Source organism: Paraflavitalea devenefica, assembly GCF_011759375.1.
Taxonomy (GTDB): domain Bacteria; phylum Bacteroidota; class Bacteroidia; order Chitinophagales; family Chitinophagaceae; genus Paraflavitalea; species Paraflavitalea devenefica.
This window is the reverse complement of sequence record NZ_JAARML010000004.1, coordinates 797,272-818,287: the sequence shown is the minus strand read 5'-3', so window position 1 is coordinate 818,287 and position 21,016 is coordinate 797,272. Positions and strand designations below refer to the sequence as shown.

Sequence of the window (21,016 nt, the reverse complement as noted above, 5' to 3'; positions counted from 1 at the left end):
ACTATGGTTGCATTCCTCCGAGGTTATAGCCGCCTATGGGGTCTTCTTTATCCTTGTTCTTGCTGATCTTATAAGCAACTAATATAGTAGTCAAACGCCCCACTCTTTTGTCGCGTTCAGGCTTGTTGGCGTCGCCCGTTAAATACTTACCCAAAAATGAATCAGTATACACACCAAATTGAATCCTTAACCTGTTGGCGCCGGCAGCGTCCATTTTTTTCATCCATTCCAATAGGGTCTTTCCATTAAAATCTACTGCCAGTGATAGCCTCGGCTTGGATCTCTCAGTGGTATCTATCTTAAGAAGCGGTTTTGTGTATTTATAGAACTCGCTATTGATACTTTTTATGTCATTGATGTCAGTTATTTCTCTTTCGTAATCAGTGAGCTTATTAAGCGTGTCCTCGCTGGTTAGCCTTTCGAATAAGGGAATAAGGTATTTATCGCAGTCATCGTCCCTTTTCGCACTGGCTGTATCCGGAATGGTATCAGCAACAGTACCAGGAACTGTCTTATCTTGTTGTTGTGTATTTTCTCCGCAGCTAAAAATAAAAAGGCAGACCAGGATTACCCAGCTTGCCCTTACCATAGAAAACTTCATAAGCTTGATTTGGGGTTAAGGTGAAATTGTTTGCGGCACAAAGCAAAGGAAAAGTGCAGGTATCAACAACCGTATATTCACCTGTTTTATGAAACAATCTCGTTGCCCCTATGCCTTGCTGCCCTAATAAAACTTCCCATTCTCCACATCCACCTGGAAGGCGCGCAAATGCACCAGCTTCTTTTCATACTGCGAGAATTCGGCAGCGCCGGCCGTTAATAAGGCCAGTGGCAGGCCAGCACCCAATATCACCGGCATACGGAAGCCGCGGGCTTCCATCACATTGGTGCCATAAAACTCCCAGGTCTTTTCCTGGTTATATAAGGGAAAGTAATTCGCGCCCATCCTGATAAAAACAGTTTCCCCATTGCTGAAGCCCCATACATGTTTCCGGGGATACAGCCTGCCATCGGCATCCTTCACATACACCACATCGGCCAGCGATTCAAACCGTACCTCAAAATCGGTGCAGGAAGGCGTACCATTTTTAAACTCGTTATAAGACAGGTAAACGCCCTTTACAGGTTTGTCTGCGGGAGCGGGTACATACGCATTATTATAAGTATCTATCTGCGCCTGTTGCAGGCTTCTTTTATGGAGCAATTGGGTAAAATCCACGTTGTGCAGTGTATACAGGCTTTCCAATAAAGTGGCCGTAATAAATCCGCCCGAACTATACTGGTTGTTCTTCCGGGCATACACCACAGAGTCGAACCGGTAAATAGGATAATATGCATCCCTGGATTGCAAATACATTTCTGCTTTCAGGTATAACCAGGCATTCCGTATATGGGTGCTGTGCAGGTTCAGTTCGGTAGAGTCAAATTCGGAGAGCCATAACTTTTTTACATAGATCACCAGCCGGTTAGGGGAACCGGGTGTAAGATGGTCCCCGTAATGGTCTTGCAGGAAAGCCGTAAGGGCGGCTGCCGTATTCGTGGCAAAACGGTACTTGTACGAACGCCGGTCTTTGGTAGAGCGGTAAAATCCCAGTTTCGTCGTATCCGGACGGATATCCCGCACCTCAATAGCCGAAAAAGGAAGGGCAGCGCCATCATACGAAGGGGGAGTGCCGGGATAAATAACCTTATACAAGCTCTTATTGGAAGGAGAAAGCTCAACGGAAACTTTGGCCTGCGCCAGGCTGCCTGTTGATGCGAGTACACATCCGGCAAAAAAGAAAAGCCACCTGTTCATCAAAAAAAATTAAGCAGTTAACAAATGAGTACACGGCTCATTCACAGGTTATGATTTTGACGCAATAAAGAAAGGATAAAAGGATCAACAGCAGCGGGTGTAAGCAAACCCTTAAAGCGAAGCGAGCGCCTAAAGTACAAACAAATTAATTAAATGTCAATGCTGGCCGGTGGCACTCAATCGAGGAATGGGCAGGAACGCTTCCCGCCTTTCCGTCTTCCCGGCCAAAACTCAAAAAAATCCTCCCTCAAAGTATTAAATATGATGGTTAGGAATGATATCTGTGGTATACCGCAAAACACGCCCATGACAGCCAGTTGTCATTCGTAAAAAGTAGATTCCCAGCTTAGTATTACTACGAATAGATCAATAAAACTCGCTCCAACCCTTGCATATGAAATAAAAAATACCAACCTTCGTTTTGGATTTACTTTAATCCCCTGATCCAATTTTTTATGAAAAGTGAGAGGTTTACTTTATTCGTCTTACTGGTGGAAATTCTGGCTATAGGCTTCCTGCATAGTGAAAAAACTGGCAGGTCGCAGGCAGCCCCCCCGCAAACCACGGTTACGGCAGTGCAAAAGCCCCTACCGGCTTCAGTCGCAACCCCTGCCACTACCACCTGGCAATGGAATAACAATTTTACCCTTATCCGCCTTAAGTAATTTGCTCCCGGGTTTTCCACATTACCATTTTGTGATTTTATTCAGCCGGAAAATTGCTGTATCTTTGCATGACCTTCAGGAAATATATTCCCCTATCGTGGTTTTCCGCTGGTCAATAACCGGACTGGTTTAATAATCAAAGAAAAAGTAGTACGCCAGATAATGCAGACATCGTAATAACCCCTGTGCGTCAATTTTACAGGGAGCACCGGCGATGTGTGTGTGGCTTATTGTTTTGTACCTGTCCTATAGTGACTGTTAACAATAGCATTGTAAACTGATTAAGACTATATATTATGGCCAAGTACATTTTTGTTACGGGAGGCGTAACTTCTTCATTGGGTAAAGGGATCATTGCCGCATCATTAGCCAAGCTATTGCAGGCAAGAGGATTAAGGGTCACCATTCAGAAATTTGATCCCTACATCAACGTAGACCCCGGTACACTCAATCCCTACGAGCATGGGGAATGTTATGTAACCGAAGATGGGGCAGAAACTGACCTTGACCTGGGTCACTATGAGCGTTTCCTGAACATCTTTACCACACAGGCCAATAACGTTACCACCGGCCGTATTTACCAGACAGTCATCAACAAGGAACGGGAAGGGGCCTTCCTCGGGAAAACCGTGCAGGTCATCCCCCACATTACTGATGAGATCAAACGCAGGATGCTGCTGCTGGGTAAAAACAATGAATACGATGTCATCATCACTGAACTGGGTGGAACGGTAGGGGATATCGAGAGCCTGCCCTTCATAGAGGCCCTGCGTCAGTTACAGTGGGAGCTTCCGGAAGAAGATACGGTAGTGGTACACCTCACCCTCATCCCTTACTTAAAAGCTGCTAAAGAGCTGAAAACCAAGCCAACACAGCACAGCGTGAAAATGCTGAGCCAGGAAGGCGTCCATCCCGATATCATCGTTTGCAGAACAGAAAGGCCCCTCTCGCCCGACCTGCGCCGTAAAATAGCGCTCTTCTGTAATGTGAAGCAGGAAGCCGTGATAGAGGCAGCCGATGCGCCTACCATCTATGAAGTGCCGCTGGCCATGATGCGGGAAAAGCTGGACCTCATCTGTATGAAAAAGCTCAACATCGGCCTGCAGAATGAGCCCGATCTTCACCGCTGGAAAGAATTCCTCGACAAACTGAAATACCCCAAGAGCCAGGTGACCATTGGCCTTATTGGTAAATACATAGAGCTGCAGGATGCCTACAAATCCATCCTTGAAGCATTTGTGCATGCCGGCGCCATCAATGAATGTAAAGTACAGGTTGTCAACGTACACAGTGAGTTTATCACCGATGATAACGTAGCAGAAAAGCTGGCTAACCTGGATGGTTTGCTCGTGGCACCTGGTTTTGGCCACCGGGGTGTGGAAGGTAAGATCATTGCCGTTAAATATGCCCGGGAAAACAACCTGCCTTTCTTCGGTATCTGCCTTGGTATGCAGATGTCGGTGATCGAATATGCCCGCGACGTGCTCGGATTAAAAAATGCCCATTCCACTGAAATGGACCTCCAAACGCCCGATCCGGTCATTGACCTCATGGAAGAACAGAAGAAGATCACCGCCAAAGGAGGCACCATGCGGCTCGGTTCCTATACCTGCCAAACACTCGAAGGCAGCCTTGCCCGCCGTATCTATGGTAAGGAAAACATCACAGAGCGTCACAGGCATCGCTGGGAGTTTAATAACCAATACCTTACGCGCTTTGAAGAGGCCGGTATGGTAGCCAGCGGTAAGAACCCGGAGAGCGGCCTGGTAGAGATCGTTGAACTGCCCAGGCATCCTTTCTTCATTGGGGTTCAATACCATCCTGAATTAAAGAGTACGGTGGAGAATCCGCATCCTTTATTCGTACACTTTATAAAGGCCGCCAAAGAATACGCCGATCAGAAAAATGCAGTCAAAAACCCTTTGCTGCAAAGTGAAATGATATAGCAATTTCGGGTTCCGGGTTTCGGATTCCGGGTTGCTCCGCGCTACAGGCACCTTGAAGAATGGAAATTTACCATTATTCAAGGTGCCTGTAATATTTCATACCTCACAGACGACTTATTACCGGTTTATGAGCCCCTTTGAGGCACAGGACCCCAAACCCGAAACGCTAAACCCGAAACCCGGAACTCAGATTCCCCTATCTTTGCACCTCCTTAAACTTTTGTACTAATGAACATGGATCGCAATACGATCATTGGCTTTGTTTTATTGGCAGGGCTACTATTTGTTTACCTGTTTATCTCTACCAGGAACTCTCATGAGTTGCAGTCTCAGCGGCAACATTATGAAGATTCTGTTGCCAGGGTACAAAGGGGGTTGGATTCTGTGGCTGCCATAGCTAAGAAGGATACTACCATCAAAGCTATTTTTGGTAATGATTCCATTGCCCAGCGCAATCAGGGCGTGGAAAACCTGGTAACTGTAGAGAATGAGGTCATAAAGATCACCTTTACCAATAAAGGCGGCCAACCCGGTAAAGTACAGCTCAAGAACTACAAATCATTCGACAGCAGCCTGGTGGTACTCAATGGTACTTCCTTTGATAAGATCTCCTATCCCGTCAATGCAGGTCCTAATCTCCCTGCGCAGGTATCTGATCTTTATTTCAATGTGGGGCAGGTAGTAAAAAATGCTGATAATAGCCAAACGATAACCTTCCAGTTGCCGCTCCCCACAGGTACATTGGTACATAAATTCACGCTCAGGCCCAACGATTACCTCGTTGACTGGAATGTACAGATCGGCGGTGCCGACAAATTGCTGTCGCAAGGTGCTTTCAACCTTACCTGGCAGTCGCGCCCGATGCGTCATGAGAGTGATGTGAAATATGAGCGCCTGCAAACCAATATCTGTTTTTACAGCGACAATGATTTCGACTACATCATGTCAAAAACAGAAAAGAAATTTGAGAAGCCGGTGCAATGGGTGGGCGTATCCCAGCAGTTCTTTAATACTACGCTGTCTGCTAAGAATGCTAATGCTTTTACAGCAGGAGAGATAAGGTGGTCAAGGCATGGCGATAGCGATACGACTGGTAAAATTGCTGATGTAACCACTACTTTACAGGCAAAGCTGCCATTAGGGGCTGATGCCCTTTTCCCGATGCAACTCTATTTCGGTCCCAATGACTACCGCATCCTGAGAAATCAGCCGGTGCCGGAAATGGATAAGGTCATCAACCTCGGCCGGGACATGTATGCCTTTGTACGCCCCATTAACAAATACATTGTAATGCCGGTGTTCAACTTCTTCAACAGCTTCATAGGCAGCATGGGTATGGTTATCCTGTTACTCACCCTCTTCATCAGGTTGGCTACTTCACCATTAATGTATCCCGGCTACCTTACCAGCGCTAAAATGAAGATCTTAAAGCCTGATATAGCCAAGCTGAAAGAGAAATACCCCGATCAGCAGCAGTTTGCCATGGAGCAAATGAAATTCCTCCGGGAAGCAGGTGTGAACCAGTTTGCCGGCTGCTTACCCAGCTTATTGCAGATCCCCATCTTCTTCGCCTTGTATAGTTTCTTTAACTCCAACATCTCCCTGCGCGGTGAAGAGTTCCTGTGGGCAAAGAACCTGGCTTCTTATGACATATTATTCCAGTTCCCTTTTGAGATATGGGGCTTAGGCAATCACATCAGTTTATTTACGCTGACTGCCTGTATCACCAGCTTCCTGATCTCGTTCTATAACATGTCTTCAACACCCGATCAGGGCAACCCGGCTTTGAAGTACATGCCTTATATCTTCCCTTTCATCCTCTTGTTTGTATTCAATAAGTTGCCGGCGGCCTTAACCTGGTACTATACCGTGTCCAACATCATTACGCTCATCCTGCAGTTTGTGATACAGAACTACATCATTAACCATGATAAACTGGTAGGTAAGATTGAAGCGGCCCGTAAGAAGCCCAAAACAAAGTCCAAATGGGCCGAACGCCTGGAGCAAATGCAGGAACAGCAAAAGAAGATGCAGGAAGCGAAGACCAAGCAACAAGGGAAGAAGTAAGAATCCAGAATCCAGAATTGCGAGTAAAATATTAATAACCGGTTGGAGCGATATTCCAGCCGGTTTTTTTATATCCTGCCTATACAGTTTTCGGCTCCTGGATTCTGGATTCTGAATTCTGGCTTCTTCTTCAACACTATTTCCCCAAGTATTTCGTTAAAAACCAGGCCAATACTATCTTAAATTGGCTGCTTGTTGCTATTTTAGGCAACGGTTTCGATCATCTGTCTCGTCTTTAGGACAACTCATCAACCTGAACAACATGAAAAAGTGCATAGGTCTCTTCACGCTGAACCTGCTCCTGCTGCTTACAGCGGCCGGGCAGAAGAAAGTTTCTGAGCTGACCCTCGTATATGATGCTTCTATATCCTCTGGCAGCAAAGAACCTAAAATGGCCGATGCGCTGGATGGGGCTACTGCCACCGTTTACCTCAAAGGCCCCATGAGCCGGGTGGAAATGGTGAGCGCCCTTTTCTCTTCTACTACGATTCATGATTCAAAAACAAGTACAGCCGTCGTATTGCGGGAAGTAAGCGGGCAGAAATTGTTGATCAGGATGACGGCCGAGAACTGGACCGAAAAGAACAAGCGGTACAACGGCATGACATTTACCGATACCAAGGAGACCAAAGTAATAGCGGGTTATAACTGTACCAAGGCCGAAGCAAAACTGGCCGATGGAACTTCCTTTACCGTATATTATACAACAGATATTATCCCCGAAAATAAGGATTATGACTCCCAGTTCAGGAACCTCAATGGGTTACCCCTGGAATATGAACTGGTGCAGGGCAAGCTTACCATCAAATACACCGTGTCCAAGATCAACCTCAACCCGGTGCCTGCCTCCAAGTTTGACATACCTAAAAGCGGCTATCGTGAGATGACCTACGATGAGAGCAAGAAGATGAACTAGCGTGAATTTTATGACCTTTTAATCAGTAAAGCCTACTTATGAAGCTTTATTTTAAGGTCTAACAGATTGAGATTATTCCTGAACGCCGGTTTCGTGTTCATCCTTACCTGCTGCGGCATAATGTAAACAGTATTGCCTTTCTGGTAGGTAACTACAGTACTGTAGGTGATGAAATTCCGGTTACGTTCAGCACTCAGGATATGGCTTCCTGTGTAGGAAGGACCAGCCTTGAGCGTAAAACCATTAGTGGTTCTGATAGGTGTGTAGATGGGCTTAAGCGGCGCCTCAGACTTCTTTTTACCACCACCGCTGCTGGCTACAGCAGCAAGTGCAACCGCCCCAATCATCGCACAACTGATGAGGGTCTTTTTAAGCATGTGGTTAAATTTAAGAGTAGAGTTTGCCTTCATAATTAACGCAAAAATATTGAAAAAATTTTAGAAACCTTTAACCGATTATCCAAAAAGTTTAAGGTCTCTTTAACTGTTATACGATTAAGGATGCTGAAATGTTACAGAATCCATAAAAAATGACACCACTTTTTTCGGGAATGTTGCACCCTACTGTTAAAATATTCTGAATCACCTCTTTGCAAAACACTTATTAACATCCTGTCAATAAGAAAAAATTGGTATCCATTCCTGAAAAAAGTATTTTACATAAACCTTTACTGAATTACATGAGAGACAATCCATCACGCAATGATAACGAGGAACTTAGGGAATTGGTAAAGCAGTTTCAAAACCTCAAATCGGGCCGCAGCCATTCCTTTCTGGATGAGGAAGCCTTTGAACGTATTATAGATTATTTTGATGACCGGGAAGACCTGCAGCAGGCATTGGAAGCCGCTGAATTAGGTATTGAGCAATATCCTTATTCGGCCATGTTGCTCATCAAAAAGGCCGACCTGCTCATCGCCACCCGGCATTACCATGAAGCATTAAGGATCCTGGAGCATGCCGAGCTGCTGGACAGCAACGATATCAACCTGTACATATTAAAGACCGATGCCTACCTGGCCCTCGATCAGCAGGAAAAAGCCGTGCAATTGCTGGAAAATGCCCTGCAGTTATTCGAAGGGCAGGAGCGTATAGAGCTGCTGTTTGAACTGGCTGATGTATACGACGATTACGAAGAATTCGATAAAATATTTGATTGCCTGAAGCTCATCCTGGAGCAGGAGCCCAATAATGAAGAGGCGCTCTATAAGATCTGTTTCTGGACCGACTTTACCGGCCGCAATGAAGAGAGCATCCGCCTGCACCAGCAGATCATTGAAGAATATCCTTACAGTGAGCTGGCCTGGTTCAACCTCGCTGCTGCCTACCAGGGTCTCAAGCTCTATGAGAAAGCCATAGATGCTTATAAATACGCCATCGTTATAGATGAGAAATTTGATTATGCATACCGCAATATGGGTGATGCATATATCAGGATGCGCAAGTATAAAGATGCCATTGAAGTACTGGAAAAAGTGCTGGAGCTTTCACGTCCGGAAGATGTCATCTACGAAGCCATCGGCCATTGTTACGACCGTATGAAGAACTTTGCACAGGCAAGGTTCTATTACCGTAAGGCATCGCACCTCAACGTAGAAGACAGCAAGCTCCATTATAAAGTAGCCTGCACCTATATCAACGAAGCCCAGTGGACCACCGCCATCAAGCACCTGGAAACAGCCCTGCAGATCCACCGCATGCAGCCGGAATACAATATGGCCATGGGAGAATGCAAAATGCAGATGGGAGAGTTCAGGGAAGCTATACAATATTTTTCCAATGTGGTGCGCCAGCGGCCCCGTAACATATCCAGTTGGGAAGCGCTTATCCGCTGCCTCTATAATGGAGAGTTCTACGAAGAGGCGCTTGAACAGGTGAAAGCGGCCATTAAAATGACAGAAGGTAAACCCATCTTCCTCTTTTACCTCTGCGGTGTTTACTTCGCATTGGGCAAGGTCAAGGAAGCCCTGCTGCAACTGGAAAACGCTATGAACGTAGCGCCCAAGATGGTTAAAAAACTCGTACAGCTCAATCCTGCTATCCTCCAGCACCAGATGGTAGTGGATGTGGTAGCCCGCTACAAGAAAAACAAACCACAGTAATTCCGGGTTTTGCTGATCGCTAATGCTATATCAGTTGTCCTGTCACGGGACCTGTTGGTCTTTCCTGTGCCCTTGTATCCATTTCTTCCCTATTTTTGCGGCTTCAGAAAATCGTAATAGTAAAATCCAGCGAATGAATTTCAACCTCACACAGATTCCTGATAGAAACCTTAAGCCCCGTACCAACGGCATTACCATGGTAATGGATAAAGGCCTCAGTATTCCTGAAGTACATAATTTCCTGAGCGTGTCAGGGCCACATGTAGATATCGTAAAACTGGGATTTGGGACTTCCTTCGTAACGCCCAACCTGCGTGAGAAAATACAAGTTTATCAATCGTATAATATACCCATCTATTTCGGCGGTACCTTATTTGAAGCATTCCTGGTGCGCAACCAGTTCAATGACTACATTGCCGTTTGCAAGGACTATGGCATAGAGTACATGGAAGTAAGTGATGGGTCCATCACCATTCCCCATGCAGAAAAATGTGGCTACATCGAAAAGCTTACCAAGCATGGCACCATCCTCAGTGAAGTAGGCAGCAAAGATGCTGCACACATCATCCCACCTTATAAATGGATCGAGCTCATGCGGGCCGAACTCAATGCCGGTGCTACTTATGTTATTGCCGAAGCCCGTGAGGCCGGTAATGTGGGTATCTACCGTGGCAGTGGTGAAGTGCGGGAAGGCCTTGTACAGGAAATACTCACCCAGATCCCCGGTGAGAAAATACTGTGGGAAGCGCCGCAGAAAGCCCAGCAATTATATTTTATTGAGCTCCTGGGATGCAATGTGAACCTTGGTAACATTGCGCCTACTGAAATGATCTCCCTCGAAGCCATGCGGATTGGCCTCAGGGGCGATACATTCGATTTATTCCTCAACAAAGAAGAAGCCTGATGAGACAGTTCGGGCTAATCGGTTACCCGTTGAGCCACTCTTTTTCCCAGAAATTCTTTATGGATAAATTCAGGGAAGAACATATTGCTGATTGCGTATACCAGAACTTTCCCCTGGAAAATATTGACGGGCTCAGGTCAGTGCTGGAACAAAATCCCAACCTGGCCGGCCTGAACGTTACCATTCCGTATAAAGAAAAGGTCATCCCTTTCCTGCACGACCAGGACGATGTGGTAAAAAAGATCGGCGCCTGCAATTGTATTAAGATCACAGGCGGGCTCCTGCATGGTTACAATACCGATGTAACAGGATTTGAACAATCACTCCGGCCTTTGCTGGAATCGCATCACCGGAAAGCCCTTGTATTGGGAACCGGCGGCGCCGCCAAAGCCATCCATTATGTGTTGGAAAAACTTGGTATCATCTTCCGGGAAGTGTCGCGCAATCCTTTCTCCGGGCGGCAGATCAGCTATGAGCAGGTAACGCCTGAGCTCCTGCAGCAATACACGCTCATTGTGAATACCACCCCGCTGGGCATGTACCCCAAAACAGAAGAATGCCCTCCTTTGCCTTATACAGCGCTTACTCCCCAACACTACCTGTTTGACCTGGTATACAATCCTGCCAAAACATTATTCCTGCAAAAAGGGGAGGAGCAGGGCGCAGTGATCAAGAATGGTGCTGATATGCTGGTGATCCAGGCGGAAGAGAGTTGGAGAATATGGAATAGTTAAGACCGGAATTTCAATCCTTCCGGCACGGCAGTCACCTTCTTTTTATCATAGTCATAACACACCATGCCCGTCTTCGCAGCAGCTACCAATACCGTTTTGCCTTCCATTTCTTTTTCCAGCTTATAACAGAGGTCGAAGGAAACTTTGGTAAAATCGTTGGCGGTAACAGACGCCTTTATCTGATCGGGATAAAAGAGCTCCTGTTTGAATTCAATGGCCACATCACTCATAATAAGGCCAATGCCGGCTATATTCAACTCTTCATAGCCATAATGCTGGAGGAACTGTACCCGCGCTTCATGTATAATAGAGAGCAGGGTGTCATTGCCTACATGCCCGCCATAATTGACGTCGGTAATACGTACAGGGATAATAGTGGAGAAAGAAAAGGTATCAGGTAGCTCTACTTTAATGCGTGCCATGAATAATATTCGTGTATTCGTTTATGCGTGTGCTATCGTAATGTAACTTGTATTTCCTCGTTGCCTTGCTGCCTCTATGCCTCGTTGCCTAATTCTCCTCAATCAGGTCCTTCAATGCCATAATGTCCAGGAAATTGGTTGCGCCCGGAACAAAAGATTCCTGTTGCATCAGCTTATAGCGCCACTGGCTGAAACGGTCCTTCCACACATCGTTCTCCCGGATGATCGCATCAAAATACCCAGCCGGCTCTGTAGCGGCATTCAGGTAAGTCAGCAGGGGAAGGAACTTGGTGGAAAGGCGCGCCTGTTCACCATTGGGACAGGTGATCGTGATATAATTACCATCGCGTGAAGTAATAAGGCTGTAATCCAGGATAATATTGCCATTCGCATCCTTGATAGGGGGGGCCTTAATGCCATTACGGGAAGTGGTGGCTGCTGCTCGCAGGTCCTGCACGCCGGCATAATGAATATCATCCGTTACCTCTTCCGGTACATGCCTGTCAACATAATTGGCAGCGAGCACCGTGGAGGCATTGACCCGGCGTGCCACATTGAAGGTGGTGCGCCTGCGGCGGCCGCCAATGGAAGCGTCAATAGCCGGCAGGGAAGGCTGTACCGTAATATCATTAGTGTTATCAGCAGGATCGTTGGAAGCGGGTGTTGCCTGGTTATGCTGTACTACCGGGTCGCTCATCGTGCTGTTCAGGAAATTCCAGGTAAGGAAGCCTACAATAGCCAGTATGGCTGCAGCAATGGCTACTTTACGAAAAGGGAGACGAACTACTTTGGCAGGTGCTTCGGTGGTTGAAGGGATTACCGGTAAAGCCTGCATAATATTTTCCCAGGCGCCGGGTGGGGGAGGTGTTTCCCAATCGTATAACTTATCGGCGATCTTTATTTCCTGTGCATCAAACTCTGCATCCAGCCGGGCGCTGATAGCGTCCCATACACCGGGAGGTGGTGGGGTTTCGTGGTGGAAGAGAATATTTGGCGCGTTAGAAGACATATTAACGGGTAAAGGACTTTTTAGTATCGTTTAAATACTGGGTTATTTTCTTTTGCAAAATAGACTTGGCCCTGGCCAATTGTGACTTGCTCGTTCCCTCACTGATGCCCAACAGCTGTCCGATCTCTTTATGTGAATACCCTTCTACCACATACAGGTTAAATACAGTGCGGTAGCCGGGTGAAAGTTCCTGTACAATATTAATGATATCCTTTTCTGCCAGGCTGTCCAGTGCTGTTATATCCGCGTCTTCGATCGTGTTCTCTTCCCGTTCGCTGACGCTGGATAACTGGGCCGACTTTTTGCGGAAGTGTTCTATAGAAGTGTTGACAAATACCCTTCTTACCCATCCTTCAAATGACCCCTCTGCGCGGAAACGATGCAGATTCTTATACACCTTGATAAATCCTTCCTGTAACAGGTCCTGGGCATCATTGGTATTATTGGCATAGCGCAGACACACAGCATACATTTTTGGTGCAAACCTGCGATACAGCTCTTCCTGCATACGCCTGTCTCCCGCAATACAGCCCTTTATCAAGTCGGATTCAGAAATGTTATAGTTGCTTTTCGAGTCCAAATTTTTTATTAAATAATATGAATTTTACAGGGCAGATGGTTTAAACCTGTCAGGTTTTAGCTTGTTGCACCATACCCTGCAAAAAGGAAACCAGCTTTGTGGCGGCTTTTTTCCGGTGACTGAATACTCCCTTCTCTTCCAGGCTCATCTCGGCAAAAGTACGGGTACTTCCTTCCGGAACAAAAACCGGGTCATAGCCAAACCCTGCTGTACCCTTTTTCTCCCCAATAATAGTGCCCTCGCAAATACCCTCAAAAAGGTATTCCCGTCCTTCCCAGAATAACGATACCACCGTACGGAATCTTGCCCTGCGGTTGGGATTATTGCCCAGTTTGGTGAGCAGTTTCTCTATATTCTTGTCGAAAGACTTATCTTCTCCTGCATAGCGGGCGCTTTTAACGCCGGGCTCACCCGCTAAGGCGTCTACTTCCAGCCCTGTATCTTCGCTGAAACAGTTTTCGCCTGTCATTTGCCGGATGGTACGTGATTTCTCCGTGGCATTCTCTTCCAGTGTATCATGTGGTTCGGGAATGTCCACATCAATACCGGCTTCCTGCAGGCTGATCACCCTGATCTGGTCGCCAATGGCTGCCTGGATCTCCTGCACTTTATGGGCATTGTTAGTCGCAAATATTAATGTAATCATACGCCAAAGATTTTCTTCAAACATTCCCACAGTCTTCTTTTCAACAATTTCCCTTCCTCTGTTTCCTGATTCAGTTCTTCCAGTGAGGGGGTGTACAGGTACGTTGTGCCGGCATACTCCTGGTCCTTGAAGTAGGGGAAGTTGAGCGGCAGGCCTGTCTCGTCAGGCGCTATACCAAACAGTAACACCCGTTGGGGCGACAATTGTTCCTTCAACGTATTCATGTTCACTGGCAGGGTGGCATCATTTACAATGGCCACATCGCCCAGGTTCAGCTTACAGGCTCCCAGCATCTTGGTCAGCATCTGTAAATGCTGTTCCGGCAAAAAGGCTTCTCCCGCAAACCGCACGATAACCGCAACACGCTGCCGGTTATTGCCCAGGAATTTATAAGCAGGGGAGGCACTTGCTGGTACGGCTTCTTCCTGTACGGCAGGAATTGCTGCCGTATCAGCTTTGCCCGTAACCGGCGATGCAGGCGTCACTGGTTGGGGCGCTTCTTGCACAGCCGCCGGGGCCGCTTTTACCGGCGTTTCATCTACCGGGGGGCGCAGGTTCGAATCCTGCCTTCCCGACGTGGCAGGCGCCGTTTCCACCACTTCTCCCGTACCCTGTATCACCAACCTTTTGTAGAGGCCTGCAATCACAACACCTGGTAACTGAACATTATATGCTGACATAGAGTTATTTATTTCTTTTCGCCGCTGAAGCGCTGACTTCAGACTTCCGACCTCAGACTTCTTCTTTACGCTAACATTTGTTAGTAAAAGATGCCTGGATTTTTTGCAGGCAAAAAGTTTAATTGTTTCTTTGTGGTCCAAAAATACTGGATTATGATCGATGCATATAGCATACCTGTGACAAAAATTGAGCGGAGCAAATTGAATGATATTCCATTGGAAAACATTCCTTTTGGTAAGTATTTTACCGACCACATGCTGGAAGCCGACTATGAGAACGGCGAATGGAAGAACGTGGAGATCAAGCCCTACCAACCCCTGGTATTAAGCCCGGCCCTGGCCTCCCTGCACTACGGACAGGCTATTTTTGAAGGTATTAAGGCTTATCGTAATAAAGATGGAGAGGCTTTTATCTTCCGTCCTTACGACAATTACAAGCGTTTTAACATATCAGCCACCCGCATGCAAATGCCCGAAGTGCCGGAAGAACTGTTCATCGAAGGCATGCGCCAGTTGATCGCTGTGGATAAGAACTGGATCCCGGCCAAAGAAAACCACTCCCTCTACATCCGTCCTTTTATGTTTTCTTCGGATGAGGTGATTGGTGTAAAAGCGTCTGACAGCTATAAGTTTATGATCATCCTCAGTCCCACAGGCCCCTATTATGCGGCTCCTGCGCGGATCTATGTGGAAGAAAAATATACCCGTGCCGCTCCCGGTGGCGTAGGCTTTGCCAAGGTAGCCGGTAACTATGGCGCCAGCATGATGGTGACTGCCGAAGCTAAAAGCAAAGGGTATGACCAGGTGTTGTGGACAGACGCAGCCGAGCACAAATATGTGCAGGAGATAGGCACCATGAACGTATTCTTCATCCTGGGCAATAAGGCGGTTACCCCCGACCTCAGCGCCGGTACCATCCTGGCCGGTATTACCCGCGACAGCGCCATCACCATTTTACGGGAAATGGGACTGACGGTGGAAGAACGGCCTGTTAACATTGAAGAAATGATCGAGGCTTATAAGGCCGGCCAGTTGCAGGAAGTATTCGGCACCGGTACAGCCGCCACCATTTCTCCCATTAAGGAGCTGAAATACAAAGACTTTGTGATGACTTTTAATGTCGATGAGTGGAAAGCAGCCCCTGAAATGAAACGCCGCCTGGACGATATCCGGGAGGGCAAAACGGCCGATACGCATGGCTGGATGTTTAAGATATAAAGGACTTATCCACAGGAAATGGGAGAAATCCTCAAAATCCCTGATTAAGATTTGGTATTTAACCGGCTGAGGTTTACCTTTGCCGTCCCAAAAATAAAAGGTTCAGAATGCCTACAATTCAACAATTGGTTAGAAAAGGAAGAGAGATCATCAAGGCCAAGAGCAAATCAAGGGCTTTGGATAGCTGTCCGTTCCGTCGCGGTGTATGCACCCGTGTATATACAACTACTCCCAAAAAGCCTAACTCGGCTTTGCGTAAAGTAGCCAAGGTACGTTTAACGAATAAAGTAGAGGTGATTGCCTATATACCCGGTGAAGGTCATAACCTGCAGGAGCACTCCATTGTGTTGGTTCGTGGCGGTCGTGTGAAGGACTTACCAGGTGTACGTTACCATATCGTACGCGGTAGCCTGGATACTGCCGGTGTGAAGGATCGTAAGAAGAGCCGTTCCAAATACGGTACTAAACGTGAAAAGGCTAAGAAATAAAGCCGTCACGGTTTACGTAACTCACCGCATTCCGTGGATAACAACTAAAGTAAGATAAAACTGGACCGGCAGGATCGGTCTAACTTAATAACAAGCGATAACAATGAGGAAGACTAAAGCCAAAAAAATTGCCCCGGCGCCAGATGCAAAATACAGTGATGCGCTGGTAACACGTTTTGTGAATAACCTGATGTGGCAGGGTAAAAAGAATACGGCATTCACTATTTTCTATGATGCAATGGATCGTGTATCCAAAGTAACTGGTGAAAATGGCTATGAAATATGGAAAAAAGCTTTATCCAACGTTACTCCGGCCGTTGAAGTACGCAGCCGTCGTATCGGTGGTGCTACTTTCCAGATTCCTGCTGAAGTACGTGCAGACAGGAAGATATCACTGAGCATTAAATGGCTCATCCGCTACAGCCGCGAAAGAAATGGCCGTAGCATGGCAGAGAAACTGGCCAACGAAGTAGTAGCCGCTGCCAAAGGTGAAGGTGGTGCTTTCAAAAAGAAAGAAGATACACACCGTATGGCTGAAGCCAACAAGGCTTTCGCTCACTTCAAAGTATAATCTACAGCTACCTGTAAAGGCATCATATTCGGGACCGTTCACATATACGTGAACGGTCTTTTTTATTTACTACAGTGCCCACACGATACGCTTGCATCAATTTATCCAGATTTATCCGGCTGGTTATCAAAATTTTAATGTGAGGCTTTTTTGACCACCTCAACAGGTTAAACATCGTGTAAATCAGACATATTGAACATCTTAAAAATAAGCATGTGTTTGCGATAACTCAAATGGATATAGGTTTTTGTGATAAGTTATCCAGACAGGCTTGCATTAATGATTAAAACCTGCTTACTTTATTCTCGTATTCATTGGTCCAATATCCTGTAGAGGAAAAATCCGAAATCCGAAATCGTACCCTAATGAAGAGCCTGATGAAACTGACGCGCGCAGGGTTTATCCTGTCCCTGCTTTACCTGCACCCCCTGATAGGGTTGGCCCAGGACTGTACCACGCTTAACTTCACGGTTACTACCAAAGAATCGCGATGTATGGCCACGGGAGGTATCAAAGTGAATATTACCGGTGGCTCAGGTAGCTACAATATTAAAGTCACGGGGCCCATTACTACTGCTTACACTTCTTCCACCAACATCACCGGCCTTGCTGCCGGCTCCTATGTAGTCAGTGTAAAAGACATCAATACGGGTTGTGTTACCGATAAATACGATGTAATTGTTCCCGGCTCTTATGCCGAGCCCCGCTTTGTACTTACCAAGACCGACGTAACCTGTATGAATGGCACTGATGGAACGGTTACGGTATCAAACCAGTTGGGCGGAAGATCTCCCTTTGTTTATTCCATCGTAGCACCTTCTCCTTCCGGGGTAGGTACTACCAATGCTACCGGCTATTTTACCAACCTGGTGGCTGGTGAGTATGCCATCCAGTTGAAAGACTCCTGCGGCGGACAGCAAACCAGGCGCATCACCATCCTCAATTACCAGTGGTGGATAGATGGGGTCACCGTTGCCAAAATAGGTTGCGACAGTGCCCAGGTAACCATCAAGATCAAAGACAGCAAGGGCAATACCAGTAGTTTTCCCGGCTTTCAATATGGCGTGGTTAGAAGTGCAGGCGATACGGTATGGTCTTCCACCAGCCCTTTCCGTTTTTACATCGGCACCAAACGCTTTGTAAAATTAGTGGTGAAAGACCCTTGCGGCACCATGCAGGTTAGCACCTGGGTTGATCCCAACCGTCCTACGGTCAATGCCAATGTCACTACTTCCGATTTTACCTGTAATACGTTCACTGCAACGGTTTCCGGGCAAGGCAACCTCACCAATCCAACCTACGAACTGCTCAACAACAATATTGTCATTGCCACCAATAACACCGGCTCTTTCACCAACCTGGCGTATGGTGGCTATTGCATACGCGTAAAAGATAACTGTTATGATACAACCATTACACGTTGTTTCTCGGCCAGCCAGCCTAAACCGGCTATCAGCAATACAGTAAGCATCAGCAATAAAGCCTGTTCCACTTTTACAGCTTCCATTACCGGGCAAACCAACCTGACCAATCCTGTATATGAACTGTATAATGGCAGCAATACCCTCATCGGTACCAGCACCGATGGCGTGTTCAATAACATTAAGTATGGCTACTATTGCATCAAAGTAAAAGATGGCTGTTATGATACCACCATTACCAAATGCTTTACAGTCAATACCCCGCTGCCTTCGGTAGATGCCAATATCAACCCTTCCGGCATTGGGTGTAACAGTTTTACAGCCAGCATAAGCGGGCAAACGAATCTTACCAATCCGCAGTTCTGTCTGTACAACGGCAGCAATGTGCTCATTGGTTGTAATACTACCGGCAGCTTTGACAACCTGCTATATAATACACCTTATTGCATCCGCATTGAGAATGATGATTGCTATGATACCACCATCGTGCGGTGCTTTAACATCCAAAAACTGGTGCCGGGCCTGGGAACTACTGTGGATATTAATAAAAGCTGTAGTACGTTCACAGCCTCAATAACAGGGCAGCAAAACCTGAATAATCCGACCTATTGTTTATACGATGTGAATGATGTACTGATCACCTGTACCCCTGATGGGATATTTCCCAACCTGCCTTATGGCAGTTACTGTATCCGGGTGACCAACAGTGCGAGCTGTTACGATACGGTGTTCAAAAGGTGCTTTGAAGTGTTAAGGTCCAAACCTTCGCTTTCTTCCTCCGTGAATATCAGCAACAAAGGTTGTTCTACCGTTGTCGCCAAGATATCAGGTTCCAATATTGCCAATGCTAAATATGTATTGTACAACGCCGCTAATGTAGCGATAGACAGTAATACCAATGGTACGTTCAACAACGTGCCGTATGGTTATCATTGTATCAGGGTGCGGCCTCCCTGTTACGATACCCTGATGGAAAGATGTTTTGATGCAAAGCGGAACGTGCCTTCGATAGGCAGTGTGGCGATCAGCAACAAGGCCTGCTCTACCTTTACCGCTAAGGTGAACGGGCAAAACAACCTGCAGAACCCTCAGTACAACATCTATGATACCTTGGGCAACTTCGTAGCTACCGGCAGCAGCAACGGTACCTTCAATAACCTGCTGTACGGCTGGTATGATGTGAAGGTGAAAGATCCCTGCTATGATACTGTCATTACCCGCCGTATCAATGCGGCGCCTGTACCTATTGATATTGCTGTAACAGCGAAGGAGTCCTGCACCTTTGGCACCACCGATGTGAAGGTGACCTTTAACACCGGCAATGCGCCTTACCGCATTGAAGTACTGAACCCGGTAGGCGTATTGGTGACCTCGGTTACATCGGCAACCAGCCCCATTATGGTCAATGCCCTGCAGCCACTGACCGGCGGACAGCAGTATACCGTTATAGGTATAGACAACTGTAACGTGCGGGATACTGCACTGGTAACACCCAGCCCGAGCATCATCAACAAAACGAAATTTGTAAAATCGAAATGCCCTTCCGGTGTATGGGAAAACGGCGCCACCGATATTGATATTGATGTTAGTTCCAACATGGGCGTAGTGACCCCGGTGATCATCAGGAAGAACGGCAATACGGTTACCATCAACTTTACCTCCAATGTGGGTTCTACCTACAAGTTTGTAGACCTTGAACCTTCTACCTACATTGTGCAGTACAGCGTACCGAGCTGTACCGGCAAAATATATGATACCGTCGTTGTGGCGCCCTATGCTTTCCCGGGCCTGCAGCAATCGGCCGCTTACCAGTGTGATAACAACAACTTCAGTGTGGGTGCGGTGGTTACAGGCGGATGCTCGCCCTTCAGTTATGAAGTTATTGGCAGTATCCCTGATTCACCCAGTATCATCTCATCCGGTCAAACCAGCCCGGTATTCAGCATCACCAATGGCGTACAGTATTCACTGATACGTCTGCGTGCGGTGGATGCCTGTGGCAACGCTACCCTGAACGACGTAAACATCCTGCCGCTGGCCAATACGCTCATCTATGCCAGCTCAGATTGCTATTACCAGGATGTAAACCTCCATGTGGATTCTACAGCCAATGCCACTTATAACTGGTACAAGAAAACAAGTGAAACAGATAGTGTCCTGGTGAGTACAACCACCTCTTACAGGATACCTTACCTGTTGCCTTCCGATATTGGTATGTATGTATGCCATATGTCTGTAAACGGCGGATGTCTTACCAAGATCTCCTACTTCGAGGTAACAGGGATGTGTGGTGGCATATTGCCGGGACAGGTTAAACTATCCGGCAAAGCGATCAATGGTGCTGTACAACTCAATTGGGTGGCACAGCAGGACATGGATACCAAAGAATACATTGTTGAGCGCAGTGCAGGCAACGGACAGTACATGGCTATTGGCGCCGTCAATTCCCGTCAGTTGTCAGGACGTAGTATGTATGCCTTTACCGATGAAGCGCCGGTGACAGGTACCAATAATTACCGCCTGCGTATGGTAAGCAAGGATAATAAGATCACTTACAGCAATATCATTCCGGTAAAGATCGCCACGGTAAGTTCCATTACGCTGTATCCCAACCCGGTTAAGCGTACATTGAACATAGCGCTTACAGCGAAGCAGCAGGATAGCTATAAACTGTCACTGTTCACCATTACCGGACAGGTGGTGCATGAGCAGGTAGTACAAAAGGTGCAGCAGGCGAAAATCACCTGGCACCGGGATGCGTCTGTGAAGAGCGGGGTGTACATGCTGCGCATCACGGCGCTCGGCAGCCGGGAAACATTCACCTACAAGGTCATCTTTGAATAATGTTTT

At 46.9% G+C, this 21,016-nt stretch carries 19 protein-coding genes; 11 read left to right on the top strand and 8 right to left on the bottom strand.

Annotation, left to right across the window (positions count from 1 at the left end; translation table 11 throughout):
• Nucleotide 1: 1 nt before the first annotated feature.
• On the bottom strand, nucleotides 2-601 hold the full coding sequence (locus tag HB364_RS24880; protein WP_167291031.1) for a hypothetical protein: 600 nt from the start codon (nucleotides 599-601) through the stop codon (nucleotides 2-4).
• Between the two features lie 123 nt (nucleotides 602-724).
• Nucleotides 725-1,798 carry a hypothetical protein gene (locus tag HB364_RS24875; protein WP_167291030.1) on the bottom strand — a complete coding sequence of 358 codons (1,074 nt, stop codon included), beginning with the start codon at nucleotides 1,796-1,798 and terminating at the stop codon, nucleotides 725-727.
• Nucleotides 1,799-2,253: 455 nt separating this feature from the next.
• Between HB364_RS24875 and HB364_RS24870 the strand changes: the two genes are divergently transcribed.
• From HB364_RS24870 to HB364_RS24855, 4 genes are all read left to right on the top strand, one after another.
• Nucleotides 2,254-2,463 carry a hypothetical protein gene (locus tag HB364_RS24870; RefSeq protein ID WP_167291029.1) on the top strand — a complete coding sequence of 70 codons (210 nt, stop codon included), beginning with the start codon at nucleotides 2,254-2,256 and terminating at the stop codon, nucleotides 2,461-2,463.
• Nucleotides 2,464-2,759: 296 nt separating this feature from the next.
• Nucleotides 2,760-4,409 (top strand): CTP synthase, encoded by a 1,650-nt coding sequence (locus HB364_RS24865; protein ID WP_167291028.1) that lies wholly within the window; start codon nucleotides 2,760-2,762, stop codon nucleotides 4,407-4,409.
• A 228-nt stretch (nucleotides 4,410-4,637) separates the two neighbouring features.
• Nucleotides 4,638-6,476 (top strand): membrane protein insertase YidC, encoded by a 1,839-nt coding sequence (gene yidC, locus HB364_RS24860; protein ID WP_167291027.1) that lies wholly within the window; start codon nucleotides 4,638-4,640, stop codon nucleotides 6,474-6,476.
• Between the two features lie 262 nt (nucleotides 6,477-6,738).
• Complete coding sequence (locus tag HB364_RS24855) at nucleotides 6,739-7,392, top strand: hypothetical protein (protein ID WP_167291026.1); 654 nt, start codon at nucleotides 6,739-6,741, stop codon at nucleotides 7,390-7,392.
• 32 nt (nucleotides 7,393-7,424) lie between these two features.
• Here the strand turns inward: HB364_RS24855 and HB364_RS24850 are convergent, their stop codons facing one another.
• Entirely contained in the window at nucleotides 7,425-7,769 is a 345-nt protein-coding gene (locus HB364_RS24850; protein WP_167291025.1) for a hypothetical protein, read from the bottom strand.
• Nucleotides 7,770-8,071: 302 nt separating this feature from the next.
• Between HB364_RS24850 and HB364_RS24845 the strand changes: the two genes are divergently transcribed.
• From HB364_RS24845 to HB364_RS24835, 3 genes are all read left to right on the top strand, one after another.
• Complete coding sequence (locus HB364_RS24845) at nucleotides 8,072-9,493, top strand: tetratricopeptide repeat protein (protein WP_167291024.1); 1,422 nt, start codon at nucleotides 8,072-8,074, stop codon at nucleotides 9,491-9,493.
• A 133-nt stretch (nucleotides 9,494-9,626) separates the two neighbouring features.
• Nucleotides 9,627-10,397 (top strand): phosphosulfolactate synthase, encoded by a 771-nt coding sequence (locus tag HB364_RS24840; protein WP_167291023.1) that lies wholly within the window; start codon nucleotides 9,627-9,629, stop codon nucleotides 10,395-10,397.
• Nucleotides 10,397-11,131, top strand: coding sequence for a shikimate dehydrogenase family protein (locus HB364_RS24835; protein WP_167291022.1), 735 nt, complete (start codon nucleotides 10,397-10,399; stop codon nucleotides 11,129-11,131). The genes HB364_RS24840 and HB364_RS24835 overlap by 1 nt, the downstream gene beginning before the upstream one ends.
• Here the strand turns inward: HB364_RS24835 and HB364_RS24830 are convergent.
• The 5 genes from HB364_RS24830 to HB364_RS24810 all read right to left on the bottom strand — a co-directional run bounded on the left by HB364_RS24830 (nucleotide 11,128) and on the right by HB364_RS24810 (nucleotide 14,468).
• Nucleotides 11,128-11,553, bottom strand: coding sequence for an acyl-CoA thioesterase (locus tag HB364_RS24830; protein WP_167291021.1), 426 nt, complete (start codon nucleotides 11,551-11,553; stop codon nucleotides 11,128-11,130). The two genes, HB364_RS24835 and HB364_RS24830, sit on opposite strands and share 4 nt — an antisense overlap.
• 88 nt (nucleotides 11,554-11,641) lie before the next feature.
• On the bottom strand, nucleotides 11,642-12,562 hold the full coding sequence (locus HB364_RS24825) for a hypothetical protein (protein ID WP_167291020.1): 921 nt from the start codon (nucleotides 12,560-12,562) through the stop codon (nucleotides 11,642-11,644).
• Between the two features lies 1 nt (nucleotide 12,563).
• Nucleotides 12,564-13,070: an RNA polymerase sigma factor gene (locus HB364_RS24820; RefSeq protein WP_262889838.1), complete on the bottom strand. Its 507-nt coding sequence runs from the start codon at nucleotides 13,068-13,070 to the stop codon at nucleotides 12,564-12,566.
• Between the two features lie 121 nt (nucleotides 13,071-13,191).
• Nucleotides 13,192-13,788 (bottom strand): RdgB/HAM1 family non-canonical purine NTP pyrophosphatase, encoded by a 597-nt coding sequence (rdgB, locus tag HB364_RS24815; protein ID WP_167291018.1) that lies wholly within the window; start codon nucleotides 13,786-13,788, stop codon nucleotides 13,192-13,194.
• Nucleotides 13,785-14,468 (bottom strand): hypothetical protein, encoded by a 684-nt coding sequence (locus HB364_RS24810; RefSeq protein ID WP_167291017.1) that lies wholly within the window; start codon nucleotides 14,466-14,468, stop codon nucleotides 13,785-13,787. The genes rdgB and HB364_RS24810 overlap by 4 nt, the downstream gene beginning before the upstream one ends.
• A gap of 153 nt (nucleotides 14,469-14,621) precedes the next feature.
• Here HB364_RS24810 and HB364_RS24805 point away from each other — a divergent pair, with 153 nt between their 5' ends.
• The 4 genes from HB364_RS24805 to HB364_RS24790 all read left to right on the top strand — a co-directional run bounded on the left by HB364_RS24805 (nucleotide 14,622) and on the right by HB364_RS24790 (nucleotide 21,010).
• Nucleotides 14,622-15,686: a branched-chain amino acid aminotransferase gene (locus HB364_RS24805; RefSeq protein ID WP_167291016.1), complete on the top strand. Its 1,065-nt coding sequence runs from the start codon at nucleotides 14,622-14,624 to the stop codon at nucleotides 15,684-15,686.
• A 107-nt stretch (nucleotides 15,687-15,793) separates the two neighbouring features.
• Nucleotides 15,794-16,174 (top strand): 30S ribosomal protein S12, encoded by a 381-nt coding sequence (gene rpsL / locus HB364_RS24800; RefSeq protein ID WP_054281116.1) that lies wholly within the window; start codon nucleotides 15,794-15,796, stop codon nucleotides 16,172-16,174.
• A gap of 103 nt (nucleotides 16,175-16,277) precedes the next feature.
• Complete coding sequence (rpsG, locus tag HB364_RS24795) at nucleotides 16,278-16,745, top strand: 30S ribosomal protein S7 (protein WP_167291015.1); 468 nt, start codon at nucleotides 16,278-16,280, stop codon at nucleotides 16,743-16,745.
• A 365-nt stretch (nucleotides 16,746-17,110) separates the two neighbouring features.
• A complete protein-coding gene (locus HB364_RS24790; protein ID WP_167291014.1) occupies nucleotides 17,111-21,010 on the top strand; it encodes a T9SS type A sorting domain-containing protein in 3,900 nt (1,299 codons plus the stop codon).
• The last annotated feature ends 6 nt before the right edge of the window (nucleotides 21,011-21,016 follow it).

Bases quoted from the DNA above. Each gene is read 5' to 3' on its own strand.
- HB364_RS24855 (WP_167291026.1), top strand. From the start codon at position 6,739: ATGAAAAAGTGCATAGGTCTCTTCACGCTGAACCTGCTCCTGCTGCTT.
- HB364_RS24875 (WP_167291030.1), bottom strand. From the start codon at position 1,798: ATGAACAGGTGGCTTTTCTTTTTTGCCGGATGTGTACTCGCATCAACA.
- HB364_RS24840 (WP_167291023.1), top strand. From the start codon at position 9,627: ATGAATTTCAACCTCACACAGATTCCTGATAGAAACCTTAAGCCCCGT.
- HB364_RS24825 (WP_167291020.1), bottom strand. From the start codon at position 12,562: ATGTCTTCTAACGCGCCAAATATTCTCTTCCACCACGAAACCCCACCA.
- HB364_RS24880 (WP_167291031.1), bottom strand. From the start codon at position 601: ATGAAGTTTTCTATGGTAAGGGCAAGCTGGGTAATCCTGGTCTGCCTT.
- HB364_RS24830 (WP_167291021.1), bottom strand. From the start codon at position 11,553: ATGGCACGCATTAAAGTAGAGCTACCTGATACCTTTTCTTTCTCCACT.
- HB364_RS24820 (WP_262889838.1), bottom strand. From the start codon at position 13,070: ATGCAGGAAGAGCTGTATCGCAGGTTTGCACCAAAAATGTATGCTGTG.
- HB364_RS24865 (WP_167291028.1), top strand. From the start codon at position 2,760: ATGGCCAAGTACATTTTTGTTACGGGAGGCGTAACTTCTTCATTGGGT.
- rpsL (WP_054281116.1), top strand. From the start codon at position 15,794: ATGCCTACAATTCAACAATTGGTTAGAAAAGGAAGAGAGATCATCAAG.
- HB364_RS24850 (WP_167291025.1), bottom strand. From the start codon at position 7,769: ATGCTTAAAAAGACCCTCATCAGTTGTGCGATGATTGGGGCGGTTGCA.
- HB364_RS24835 (WP_167291022.1), top strand. From the start codon at position 10,397: ATGAGACAGTTCGGGCTAATCGGTTACCCGTTGAGCCACTCTTTTTCC.
- HB364_RS24805 (WP_167291016.1), top strand. From the start codon at position 14,622: ATGATCGATGCATATAGCATACCTGTGACAAAAATTGAGCGGAGCAAA.
- HB364_RS24870 (WP_167291029.1), top strand. From the start codon at position 2,254: ATGAAAAGTGAGAGGTTTACTTTATTCGTCTTACTGGTGGAAATTCTG.
- rpsG (WP_167291015.1), top strand. From the start codon at position 16,278: ATGAGGAAGACTAAAGCCAAAAAAATTGCCCCGGCGCCAGATGCAAAA.
- HB364_RS24790 (WP_167291014.1), top strand. From the start codon at position 17,111: ATGAAGAGCCTGATGAAACTGACGCGCGCAGGGTTTATCCTGTCCCTG.
- yidC (WP_167291027.1), top strand. From the start codon at position 4,638: ATGAACATGGATCGCAATACGATCATTGGCTTTGTTTTATTGGCAGGG.
- HB364_RS24845 (WP_167291024.1), top strand. From the start codon at position 8,072: ATGAGAGACAATCCATCACGCAATGATAACGAGGAACTTAGGGAATTG.
- rdgB (WP_167291018.1), bottom strand. From the start codon at position 13,788: ATGATTACATTAATATTTGCGACTAACAATGCCCATAAAGTGCAGGAG.
- HB364_RS24810 (WP_167291017.1), bottom strand. From the start codon at position 14,468: ATGTCAGCATATAATGTTCAGTTACCAGGTGTTGTGATTGCAGGCCTC.